The 11,507-nt window shown below is 64.7% G+C and carries 12 protein-coding genes; 9 read left to right on the forward strand and 3 right to left on the reverse strand.

The features are described 5' to 3' along the window. Window positions 1–57 precede the first annotated feature (57 nt). The 6 genes from AC6I6L_RS01685 to AC6I6L_RS01710 all read left to right on the forward strand — a co-directional run bounded on the left by AC6I6L_RS01685 (window position 58) and on the right by AC6I6L_RS01710 (window position 6,246). Window positions 58–729 carry an isochorismatase family protein gene (locus AC6I6L_RS01685; RefSeq protein WP_497915980.1) on the forward strand — a complete coding sequence of 224 codons (672 nt, stop codon included), beginning with the start codon at window positions 58–60 and terminating at the stop codon, window positions 727–729. Next, the gene (locus AC6I6L_RS01690) at window positions 726–2,117 is read left to right on the forward strand and encodes a dihydroorotase (protein ID WP_497915981.1); all 1,392 of its coding nucleotides are present in this window, start codon (window positions 726–728) and stop codon (window positions 2,115–2,117) included. Before AC6I6L_RS01685 ends, AC6I6L_RS01690 begins: the two co-directional genes overlap by 4 nt. 76 nt (window positions 2,118–2,193) lie before the next feature. Beyond that, window positions 2,194–3,399 (forward strand): CaiB/BaiF CoA transferase family protein, encoded by a 1,206-nt coding sequence (locus AC6I6L_RS01695; RefSeq protein WP_497915982.1) that lies wholly within the window; start codon window positions 2,194–2,196, stop codon window positions 3,397–3,399. Further along, window positions 3,399–4,394 carry a hydroxymethylglutaryl-CoA lyase gene (locus AC6I6L_RS01700; RefSeq protein WP_497915983.1) on the forward strand — a complete coding sequence of 332 codons (996 nt, stop codon included), beginning with the start codon at window positions 3,399–3,401 and terminating at the stop codon, window positions 4,392–4,394. The genes AC6I6L_RS01695 and AC6I6L_RS01700 overlap by 1 nt, the downstream gene beginning before the upstream one ends. 26 nt (window positions 4,395–4,420) lie before the next feature. Beyond that, window positions 4,421–5,740, forward strand: coding sequence for a 3-isopropylmalate dehydratase large subunit (locus AC6I6L_RS01705; protein WP_497915984.1), 1,320 nt, complete (start codon window positions 4,421–4,423; stop codon window positions 5,738–5,740). Further along, window positions 5,737–6,246 (forward strand): 3-isopropylmalate dehydratase small subunit, encoded by a 510-nt coding sequence (locus AC6I6L_RS01710; RefSeq protein ID WP_497915985.1) that lies wholly within the window; start codon window positions 5,737–5,739, stop codon window positions 6,244–6,246. Before AC6I6L_RS01705 ends, AC6I6L_RS01710 begins: the two co-directional genes overlap by 4 nt. Window positions 6,247–6,296: 50 nt before the next feature. Here the strand turns inward: AC6I6L_RS01710 and AC6I6L_RS01715 are convergent, their stop codons facing one another. Together AC6I6L_RS01715 and AC6I6L_RS01720 are read right to left on the reverse strand one after the other, a co-directional pair. Further along, window positions 6,297–7,175 carry an isocitrate lyase/PEP mutase family protein gene (locus tag AC6I6L_RS01715; RefSeq protein WP_497915986.1) on the reverse strand — a complete coding sequence of 293 codons (879 nt, stop codon included), beginning with the start codon at window positions 7,173–7,175 and terminating at the stop codon, window positions 6,297–6,299. 99 nt (window positions 7,176–7,274) lie between these two features. Beyond that, on the reverse strand, window positions 7,275–8,645 hold the full coding sequence (locus AC6I6L_RS01720; protein WP_497915987.1) for an MmgE/PrpD family protein: 1,371 nt from the start codon (window positions 8,643–8,645) through the stop codon (window positions 7,275–7,277). A 242-nt stretch (window positions 8,646–8,887) separates the two neighbouring features. On the opposite strand from AC6I6L_RS01720, the gene ddfA reads away from it, so the two are divergent. Genes ddfA through AC6I6L_RS01735 form a run of 3 tightly spaced genes read left to right on the forward strand, consistent with a single transcriptional unit; the run spans window position 8,888 to window position 10,628 of the window. Next, window positions 8,888–9,241 (forward strand): DdfA family disk-determining factor, encoded by a 354-nt coding sequence (ddfA, locus tag AC6I6L_RS01725; protein ID WP_497915988.1) that lies wholly within the window; start codon window positions 8,888–8,890, stop codon window positions 9,239–9,241. 35 nt (window positions 9,242–9,276) lie between these two features. Continuing rightward, window positions 9,277–9,651 (forward strand): nuclear transport factor 2 family protein, encoded by a 375-nt coding sequence (locus tag AC6I6L_RS01730; protein WP_497915989.1) that lies wholly within the window; start codon window positions 9,277–9,279, stop codon window positions 9,649–9,651. Beyond that, entirely contained in the window at window positions 9,648–10,628 is a 981-nt protein-coding gene (locus AC6I6L_RS01735) for an LLM class flavin-dependent oxidoreductase (RefSeq protein ID WP_497915990.1), read from the forward strand. The genes AC6I6L_RS01730 and AC6I6L_RS01735 overlap by 4 nt, the downstream gene beginning before the upstream one ends. Window positions 10,629–10,680: 52 nt before the next feature. Here the strand turns inward: AC6I6L_RS01735 and AC6I6L_RS01740 are convergent, their stop codons facing one another. Next, the gene (locus AC6I6L_RS01740; RefSeq protein WP_497915991.1) at window positions 10,681–11,487 is read right to left on the reverse strand and encodes an SDR family NAD(P)-dependent oxidoreductase; all 807 of its coding nucleotides are present in this window, start codon (window positions 11,485–11,487) and stop codon (window positions 10,681–10,683) included. Between the last annotated feature and the right edge of the window lie 20 nt (window positions 11,488–11,507).

Here is an 11,507-nt window from a genome sequence, read left to right on the forward strand (position 1 = left end):
TCAACTAATGAATATGAGTGCGCAAGTTTATACTCTCTCGATCACACGAATCAATACATGACGAACCGTATCTGGGAGGACCTGCTTTCCGAGCAGGACAAACGCGTCATCGAGAAGGCCGGCTACGACAAGGAGGGTGCCTCGTCGTGGGAGTCACGGGGTGCCGGCGAGAATCCGATGGTCCTCGTCATCGACGTTCAGCAACTGATCGTCGGAGACAACGTCCCGATTCTCGAGGCCGTCGAAGAGTATCGAACGGCGATGGGCGACATCGCCTGGGAGGCCGTCGATCGAATTGCGGATTTCCTCGCCTTCGCTCGCGAGAACGACATTCCCGTCGCCTACACGCGAGTCGTCCCGAGTTCCTACGACGATCCGGACCACGACGATCTGGCGATCGTCGATCCGGTCGCGCCCGAAGCGGGCGAGACGGTCATCGACAAGAGTTACGCGAGTGCGTTCTACGGAACCGACCTGCTCGCGCGGCTGAACCGCAACGACGTCGACACGCTCGTCGTCGTCGGCAACTCGACGAGCGGCTGCGTGCGGGCGACAACGGTCGACGCCCAGCAACACGGTTTCGACGTCGTGCTCCCACAGGAGTGCATCTTCGATCGCATCGAGGCCTCACACAAGATCGGGCTGCTCGACATGTGGATGAAGTACGCGGAAGTGCTCGAAACCGACGAGGTCGAGGAGTACCTGGAAACGATGGGTGAGGACGCGTGAACCACGATCTCGTCGTCACGGGCGGGACGCTCGTCACCGAGAACGGACTGCTCGATGCGGACGTCGCGGCCGACGACGGCACGATCGCGGCGGTCGGAAGCCGCGGCACGCTCGACGGCGATCGCGTCGTCGATGCGGACGGCAACTACGTTCTGCCGGGCGCGATCGACCCGCACACCCACCACGGAATCTACAACTCGCTGGCAGAAGACGCGAACACCGAGAGCCGATCGGACCTCGTCGGCGGCGTCACGACGATCGGGAACTTCTTCCGCCGGCCGGGGGCCTACGAGGAGATCATGGACGACTATTTCGAGGCGGCGGAGACCAACTACCGCCACGATTACTTCTTCTCGCTCGGCTTGCTTTCGTTCGAGCACGTCGCGGAGATTCCCACGATCGTCGAGGACCTCGGGATCACGACGTTCAAGTGGTACATGAACTACAAGTACGCCGCCCCGGACAAGTTCGGCGTCGACTGCGAGATGCGCGACGACTTCGGGAGCGCGTTCATCGAGGCACTCGCGGCCCAGGACGTGCCGACGACGCTCGGGTATCACTCCGAGAACGTCGAGATCACGAACGCGCTCGCGGGCGGCAACCCGTACATCGAAACCGAGGCGGACGAAGACGCCGAAGACGAGGGGTACGAGGTCTTCGTCGAGGAGTTCCCGGACTACGCCGAGACCCAGAGTCTCGTCTCCGGCGCGAGTCTCGCCCGCCAGCACGATTACGACGACAGCTTCTACGCCGTCCACGTCAGCGCCGGACGGACGGCGAACGAACTCGCAACGCTCCAGGAAGCGGGCTACGACGTGACGGGGGAAACCTGTACCCACTACCTCGCGCTGACGACCGAGGAGTGTGACGATCGCATGAAAGTCAACCCGCCGGTTCGCAGCGCCGAGGACCAGGAGACGCTCTGGAAGCGCCTCGCGGACGGGACGATCTCCTGTATCGGCACCGACCACTGTGCGAACACGTCTGAGGAGAAGTTCGGTGAGACGATCCGCGAGAGCAAACTCGGCTTCCCGTCGAGTGCGACGATGCTCCCCTTGATTCTCTCTGAGGGCGTCAACGAGGGCCGGATCAGTCTCGAACGCGCGGTCGAGGTCACGAGTACGAACACCGCGAAGGCCTGGAACCTCTACCCGAAGAAAGGGACGATTCGCGTCGGCAGCGACGCGGACCTCGCCGTCGTCGATCTCGAGGAGACGAAGACGGTGACGCCGGAACTGCTGCAAAGCGTTGCCGACTACTCGATCTACGAGGGCCGCGACGTGACGGGGTGGCCGACCCACACGATCGTCGGCGGCGAGGTCGCCTACGAGGACGGCGAGGTGCTCGCCGAACCCGGATCGGGCACGCACATCGATCGGCCGATTTAACACCGCGAGAATCGTACTAACCGCTATCCACCACAGCTCACAGGATTCAGACGCGATACACAACACACCAGTACATATGTCAACAGCAAACCCAGGCCCGCTCGACGGACTCACCGTCGTCGAAGCGGGATCGATGATCTCCGGCCCGACCGTCGGGCGCTTTCTCGCCGATTTCGGCGCAGACGTAATCAAGATCGAACACCCGGAGTACGGCGACCACATCCGCAACTTCGGCACCCAGAAAGACGGCGTCGGGATGTGGCACAAGTATCTCAGCCGGAACAAACGATCGGTCACGCTCGACGTGTCTGGCGATCGCGGCCAGACGGTCTTTCTCGATCTCATCTCCGAAGCGGACGTGCTGATCGAGAACTTCCGACCCGGTACGCTCGAACGCTGGAATCTCGGCTGGGAGGCGCTCTCGGAAGAGAACCCCGACCTGGTCATGTTGCGGATGTCCGGCTACGGACAGACGGGACCGTATTCCGAGAAACCCGGCTTCGGCACGCTCGCGGAAGCGATGAGCGGCTTCGCCTACGTCAACGGCTTCGAGGATCGAGAACCGCTGCTCCCGCCGACGGGGCTGGCCGACAATATCGCCGCCCTCTACGCGACGTTCTCGGTGATGTTCGCGCTGTACCACCGCGACGTCAACGGCGGCAGCGGACAGGTCGTCGACGTGAGCCTCATCGAGCCGATTTTCAACCTGATCGGGCCGTTCCCGCTTTCCTACGACCAGACGGGCGAGATCGCCCGTCGGTCGGGCAACCGGTCGACGTCCTCGGCACCGCGGAACGTCTACCGGACGGGCGACGATCGCTGGGTCGCCCTCGCCGCCAGCGCCCAGCCGCTCGCAATGCGGACCTTCGACGCGATCGGCCGGCCCGACCTGCAAGACGATCCGCGCTTTGCGGACAACGAGAGCCGCCTCGAGAACGTCGAAGAACTCGATGCGATCGTCCAGGAGTGGATGGCCGAACACAGCCGCGAGGAGATCCTCGAGACCTTCGAGGAACACGACGCGACGATCGCGCCGGTGTACAACGTCGCGGACATCATGGAGGACGAACACTACCGGGCCAGAGACGCCGTCATCAGGGTCGAGGACGACGACCTCGGGGAGGCGGCGGTCCAGAACACGATTCCCAAGTTCAGCGAGACGCCCGGCAGCGTCGACTATCTCGGACCCGCACTGGGCGCACACAACGACGACGTATTCGGGGAGTTTCTCGCCTACGACGACGAGGTGCTCGCGGAACTCGAGACCGAGGGGGTGATCTGATGGACCGAGGGGGTGATCCAATGGAGAGTGGCGGCGCTTCGATGGATCTTCCGGAGTCGGCGACGATCGTCGAGATGCTGCCCCGAGACGGCTTCCAGCGCTACCCCGAGTTCATTCCGACCGACGAGAAAGTCGAACTGATCGACGCGCTCTCGGAAACGGGCGTCGACGAGATCGAGTTTACGTCGTTTACCCACCCCAAGGCCGTGCCGGGTTTGCGCGACGCCGACGAGGTCGCGGGCCGGATCGATCGCCGCGACGGCGTCTGCTACCGGGCGCTGGTCCCAAATACGGTGGGTATGGAGCGCGCGATCGACGCCGAGGTAGACAAGGTGAACGCACTGGTCGTCATCAGCGACACCTATCGCGAGCAAAACCAGGGGATGACCCTCGAGGAAAATCTCGAGGAGATCGAGGCGATCGTCGATCTCGCAGACGGGACCGATATCGAGGTCGAAGCCGGCCTTGGAACGAGTTTCTTCTGTCCGTACGAGGGGGCAATCTCCCAGGACCGAACGCTCTCGGTCGTCGATCGCGTGCTCGAAGCCGGCGTCGACGAGGTGACGCTGGCGACGACGATGGGGATGGCGGATCCTCGGCAGGTGACCAACGCGCTGGAAGCGCTGTACGACCGCCATCCCGACGCGGACGTCGGTCTCCACCTCCACGACACGAACGGGATGAGTCTCGCGAACACGCTCGCGGCGTTACAGTGTGGCGTCTCCCGGTTCGACGCCTCGGTCTGTGGACTCGGCGGCGGGACCATCCTGCCAGGCGACCTCGGTGACGTGGGCAACACGCCGACCGAAGACCTCGTCAACATGCTCCACAATATGGGAATCGAGACGGGCGTCGACGTCGATCGACTCGCGGCCGTCGCCAGGGACGTTGCGGAGCGACTCGACCTGGGCACGCCAAGCCACACACTCATGGGCGGGACGCGCGAACAGGTACTCGAAACGACCGAGAACGCGCCCTCGGACTCGAAAAAGTAGTTACGAACACACTCCGACCACCAGCTATGACAGGAAAAACGATAACCGAAAAGATCCTCTCGGAGGCCTCCGGCGAGGACGTGACCGCCGGCCAGTACGTCGAAGCGACCGTCGACGAGATGATCGCCCACGACGTGACGGGACCGTTAGCGATCGACGCCTTCGAGGAGGTAACCGGCGAGGACGGCGAGCTCGCGTCGGCCGACGACGTCGTCTTTACGCTCGACCACCACGCGCCGGCCGACGGCGTCGACGCTGCGAACAACCACAACACCGTCCGGGAGTTCGCCGCGGCCTACGGCACCCACCAGTACGAGATCAACGATGGAATCTGCCATCAGGTGATGATCGAAGAGGGGTTCGTCGAACCGGGCGATCTGGTCATCGGTGCGGACTCGCACTCGACGACTTACGGCGGTCTCGGCGCGTTCGGAACCGGCGTCGGCTCGACCGACCTCGGGACCGCATTCGCGACCGGCGAACTGTGGTTCCGTGTGCCGGAGACCATCCGCTTCGAGGTCCACGGCGACCTGCCCGACGGCGTCTACGCGAAAGACCTGATCCTGAAATTCATCGGCGACATCGGTTTCGCCGGCGCGACCTACAAGACCGCAGAATACGCCGGATCTGCGGTCCGGGAGCTGCCGATCCACCAGCGACTCGTTCTGGCGAACATGGCGATCGAGATGGGCGGGAAAGCCGGTATCGTCGAACCCGACGATCGCGTCGAGACGTACCTCGACCAGCAGGCGGGACTGGACGTGTCGATCGATCCGGACCTCGCCTCGGACGAGGATGCCACCTACGAGGCCACGCACAGCTACGAGGGAGGGGACCTCGCGCCGCAGGTATCGAAGCCGTCGAATCCCGAAAACGCCGTGGACGTCGACGAGGTGGTCGGTACCGACGTGGACCAGGTGTTCGTCGGGACCTGTACGAACGGCCGCTACGAGGACATCCGCGTCGTCGCGGACGTTCTCGACGGCGAGCAGGTCGCCCCCGGAACCCGGCTGATCGTCGTTCCCGCGTCGAAAGCGGTCTACGAGAAGTGTCTCGAAACCGGCGTGCTCGGCTCGCTCGTCGAAGCCGGCGCGACGTTCCAGAGTGCGGGCTGTGGGGCCTGTGCGGGCTACCACCAGGGCGTTCTCGGTGACGGCGACGTCTGTCTGGCGACGGCAAACCGGAACTTCCCCGGCCGCGAGGGTTCGATGGAGAGCCGCGTCTACCTCGGGAGTCCGGCGACTGCGGGTGCAACCGCACTGTACGGCGAGATCACCGATCCGCGGACGATCGAAACGCCCAGATACGACGATCACGCGACGGCTGACCTGGGGGTGGTCCGATGACCGTCAGTGAACCCGGTCGGACGTGGGTGTTCGGTGACGACATCGACACGGACCAGATCACACCCTCGCGGTTTATCGTCTCGACGGACCCCGACGAACTCGCCGCTCGCGCGTTCAACGACCTCCGTCCGGAGTTCTCGGAGGAAGTCAGCGAGGGAGAGTTCGTCGTTGCCGGCGAGAATTTCGGGGGCGGCTCTTCGCGGGAACACGCACCACTCTCGCTGCTCGGTGCCGGCGTCGACGCCGTCGTCGCCCGGTCGTTCGCACGGATCTTCTTCCGGAACGCGATCAACCTCGGTCTGCCGGTGTTGATCTGCCCCGACGCCGATCGGATCGACGACGGCGACGACATCTCAGTGGATCTCGATGCGGGACTCGTCACGAACCACGAGACGGGCGAGGAGTACGAAGCCGAACCGCTGCCGCCGTTCTTGCAGGATCTCGTCGACGAGGGCGGACTCAAGCCGTACACGAAGCGAAAACTCGGAACCCACGAACAGTCCTGAGACGAATCGGTGTAACGAAGTACAACAGAGACAACAGCCCGTTTTCCGTCCTACGATCGATCGCTGGCGTACCGTCGCTCCAGTTCGCGCCACCGCTCGAGACCGGTAACCTCGTCGCGGGTTTCCCACGTTGCGAGTCGATCGACCAGATCGCGCTCGTCACCTCTCTGGACGAGGTGCTCGTATATCTCCCCAAGCGCCCGCAGCTTCGCTTTCTGTGCGGTCGTCGCGAACAGCATGAGGTCGTAGCCGAGGTCCTCGAGCCGATCGGCCGAGAGCATCGGCGTCTTGCCGCCGTAGGGGAGGTTGGCTATCAACGGGACGGTCAACAACTCAGCCCCGATTCGCTCGAGGTGGGCTTCGCTTTCGGGCGCGTCGACGAACACCGCGTCGGCTCCGGCCTCGGCGTAGGTCCGGGAGCGATCGATCGCCGCGTCGATCCCCTCGACGGCGACGGCGTCGGTGCGGGCGATCACGACGAAATCGTCATCCCCGCGGGAATCACACGCGGCGCGGACCTTCGCGCACATCTCGCCGGTCGAGACCACCTTCTTGTCGTCGAAGTGCCCGCACCGTTTCGGTGCGTCCTGATCTTCGATGTGTACGCCGGCGATCCCGGCCCGTTCGAACTCCTGGACGGTTCGACGAACCGATAGCGCATTCCCGTAGCCGTCGTCCGCATCGGAGATGACGGGCCGGTCAACGGCGCCAGCGATCTGTCGCACGCGATCGACCTGCTCGGTCATCGTGGTGAGGCCGATATCGGGACCGCCGTGAACCGACGAGGCGACGGCGTTGCCGCTGACGTAGAGGACGTCCGCGCCGGCCTGGGCGGCGAGGGCTGCTTCGAGGGCGTCCGAGACGCCGGGTGCGAGAACGATGCCGTCCGACTCGAGGTGGGACCTGAGCGTCTGCGTGGTCGAATCCATACGATCGCTACCGCGAGCGGGGGACAAATCGGTACTGGTCCACGGTCGACGGTGAGTCTCCGTCGACTGGGCGAGTCTCGCTCCGCCGGGTCACTGATCTTATCGCCGGAGTGCGGCTCCGATCTCGCGTGCCTCGTATGCCGCGGGCGATCCGGCGACGGCAACCACTTCGTCGGGGTCGCTCCCCGGTAGTCCGAACGCCAGCAGCGACTTCAGCCGGGCGTCGAACTCGTCGTCGGAAATTGGATCGCGGTAGTCACCTCGCGGATACGCACGCTCCCCGCTCACCGAGCCTCCGTCGCGGAACTCGACGATCACGCGGGCACCCCAGTCCTCGGGAAACGCGGCTTCGAACTCCTCGACTGCGCGAACCTCGACCTTGTCTGCAAGTTCCTGAACACCATCGGTGGCGATCGCCTCGGACGAGAAGTGCTCGAGGGCGACCTCGCCGCTGTGGAGGTGCCTGGCGAGGACGTAGGGAATCGAGAACTTCGCGCCCGTCAGCGTCTCCGGGGACGTGTGTGCCATGTCGGCCGCGTTGGCGTAGGTTTCGACGAGGATGCGATCGACGTCGTCGGGTGCGATTACCCGATCGAGATCCCGGAGAGCGTCGAGGGGGGCATGGGTGTACCGACACGACGGATATGGTTTGAAGTAGTTCTCCGTGATCGCCCAGTGGTCGCCCAGGTCGGCAAACAACGAGTCGAACCCGTCGGGGAGCATCGTCTCGAAGGGGGCGTACACCGTCTGCATGACGTCTCCAGAGCCGGGCATCCCGGCGAGCGCCAGTTGCGCCATCGAAACGCCGACGCCCGCGGAAGCACCCGCGGTCACGTTTCGCGACGGCGGGCCGCTGTCGTAGGGGTCGTCCATCGAAACCACGGCCCGGTTGGCCGCGAGTCGAAACGCCTGCCGGACCGTCGACGGCTCGGGGTCGGTACAGAGCACGGCTGCGACCGCGGGACCGACGGTCGTCCACGTCGAGTGTGGGTCCCGGACGAGCCACGGAACCGCGTCGTTGATCCGGGCTTTCATCGCGAATATCGCCCGTTCGAGCCTGGCGCAGATCTCGTAGGCGCGCACGCAACTCTCGACCAGCATCTCGCCGTCGGCGTCGACGTGCTCGGCCATCGCCAGGCCGCCGGCGACGATACCGGCCCCGACGTGGCCTCCGGTGTTGTGTCCCTCTTCGATCTCCTGGACGATCGCAGCCGTTCCGTTCAACATCGCAGCCTGGACCGGTGCGGTCTGCCGATCGGTGCCGACGATCGTCGCTGCTCCCGGCGGAACGTCCATCTCGTCCCACACCTGGGCATAGGGCTCCGCGGCGCTCCCGGCGACCATCGCCGCCAGCACGTCCGCGACCGTCTTCGCGCCGCGATCGAGAACTGAATCCGGAACCGGCGTGTCGAGCACGTCGAATATCGACGCCTCCCAGTCGCTGACGGGGGTTGGATCGGTCGCCGTCATCGACGCCACCTCGGCGTGATATCGCGGTGTCGATCCGGTGTGGTATCGCGGTGTCGCTCCGGTGTGGTGTGGCAGTAAATCGGCCACGCAGTACTGCGATGGCGGCGGCCAACGGTCGCCGCGGGTCTGCGAGCAGGTCTCATAGACCCTCGTTTCGCTGCCATCGGCATAAATTGCGCTCTTCCGGCGGATCCGCTGCGGCGGTAGTAACGCTTTTGTTACTCGGGGTGGTCCAGACTCTAATGACTGATAGCGACAGAGCAGCGTCCGGTCCGATCGCCGATTCGGCGGCAGTCGATAACGCAGCTCCAGTCGACCTCGAACGGGTCTGGAATCGATCGACGACGGGGCCACCCTCACACGCAATCGTCGACGCGGTCGCGCAACTGGACGGCTCTGACCCGCTCGAACTACCACCCCTGTACGACGCGATCGATCCGGAGGCCCTGGACGCGCTGTTTCCGGCGGATGCGGACGGTGACACCGATTCCGAGTGCGCTGGCGGCGGTGCCGATCGAGTTTCGTTTCACTACTACGGCTACGAAGTCGTGGTGCGTCGATCGGTGATGCGGGTTCGGTCCGTCGACTGCGAATAAGGTTATAGCGTCGGGCGCGTAACTGACGGACGCGTATGACAGGGACACCACGGGAGGTAGTCGAGGAGTTTTTCGATCGAATGGCGGACGAGGACGCCCGCGACACTGTCGAAGAGTTGTTTACCCCAGACGCCGTGATCACCCTTCCCGGCGCTCGGTTCGAGGGTGTGGACGCGGCGGCCGAAATGCTCGCGTGGCTCGACCCCCGTTACGAGTGGGCACAAAAGGAGTTCGACGAGTGGATCGAGACCGATAATCACGTCGTCAGCCTGGGAACGCTCTACGGGGTCGACAACGACGGAGACCGGTTCGAGGACGTTCGCTACGTCGACGTCTATCGAATCGAGGACGGAACCATCGCTCGCGTCGACATCTACAACGATCTCGCCGCGGAGGGGGTCGTCGCGTGACCGATCGAACCGGCGTCCTGTTTGCGACTCGTGACGACCTCGAACTCGTTCGGCTGGCCGAACAACTCGGCTTCGAGAGCGTCTGGGCCGCGGAGGGACAGGGGAAGACGGCCTTCGGCAAACTCGAACGCTGGGCGACCGAAACCGACGAGATCGGACTCGCGACCGGTATCGTCAACGTGTTTTCGCGGACGCCGGCGGCGACGGCACAGGCGATCGCGACCCTCGATTCCCACTCGAACGGCCGGGCTATCCTCGGTTTCGGCGTCGCCCACCCCGGCGTCGTCGAATTGTTCCACGGAAGCGAGTTCGATCGCCCGATCGCCCGGCTGGCCGAGTATATCCGGCTCGTCAGACGGTATCTCGAGGGCGATCCCTCCTCGTTCGACGGCGAGTTTTTCACGCCACAGCGGACGTCGTTCTGGGACACCTTCGAACCGGTCAGAAGCGACGTACCGATCTATAACGCCGCGCTCGGTCCAACGAACGTCCGGCTGACCGGCGAACTGGCCGACGGCTGGTTGCCGAATCTCTATCCGCGTGCGCAGTTCGATCGGGCCTGTGAGTGGCTCGATACCGGTCTCGACCGGGCCGACCGGACTCGCGCGGACATCGACGTTGCGATGTACGTTCTCGTCTCGGTCGACGACGACCCCGAAACGGCTCGACGCGCCGCTGCGGGCCACGTCGCGACGTACTTCAGGGACATTCCGGGCTACTACGATCGGGTCGCCGCCGAGGCCGGCTTCGAGGAGATGATCGATCGAATCAGGAACGCGGAGACGACGACCGACGCGGCCGACGCCGTCGACGACGCGTTTCTCGACCGGGTCGCCGTCGTCGGTGACGAGCCGAGCGTGCGGGCACAACTCGATGACTTGCGAGGGGCGGGTGTCGACCTGCCGATCGTTCGGGCACCGATCGGTGCCGATCGTGAAGACGCAGAGCGGCTCTTGCGGGCGACGTGCCCGCAGTAATTGCCGGAGAATCACAGCTTGCTCGACCGAGGGCCGAAAGACGACGGCCCGCTCAACCGAGTGCCGCCTGTCCGCCGTCGATCAGGATCGTCTCGCCGCTGATGAACGCGGCGTGTTCGCTCGCCAGAAACGCGATGAGGGCGGCGACGTCTTCGGGATCGCCGAGGCGATCGATCGCCGTCTTCGCCCGGAACGCATCCTCGTTTCCGGCGTCGGCGTACGGTTGCGTCATCTCCGTTCGGATGAATCCGGGATTGACGGCGTTGACGCGGACGCCCTCCGGACCCAGCTCTGCGGCGAGCGTTCGTGTCATCGCGTCGAGACCGCCTTTGGACGCGCTGTAGGCGGCTCGGTCCGGGTAGCCGACCTGGCTCAGCATCGAGGAGACGGTCACGATCGCGCCGCTAGAGGTACACAGCGCAGGTTTTGCGGCTCTGATGGCGTTGTACGCGCCGGTGAGATTCGTCTCGAGCACGTCGTGCCACTGTGCCGGCGTCAGGTCGTCGATCGATTCGCGGGCGACGATCCCGGCGTTGTTGACGAGGACGTCGACGCCGTCGCGGGTCTCGGCTTCGGTGACGAGTTCCTCGAGATCGGCTGGTTCGGTGACGTCGGCGGCGATAGCGTGAACGTCGCCCGAGAGTTCGCCGGCGGCCTCGAGCAGGTCGGTACACGGCCGTACGTCGCCCGCAACGACCGTGGCACCCCGTTCGGCCAGGGTCAGGGCACACGCGCGACCGATCCCCCGACTCGCCCCCGTGACGATCGCCGTTTTCTCGTCGAACCACTGTTCGATCATTTGCTCCCCCGTCGCTCGTCGCCGTCGATCGCCTGTCGACTCCGTTGCATCGAGTGTCATCTCGGCTCGGTCGGAGTTTA

The organism is Halosolutus sp. DAT137 (assembly GCF_059736405.1).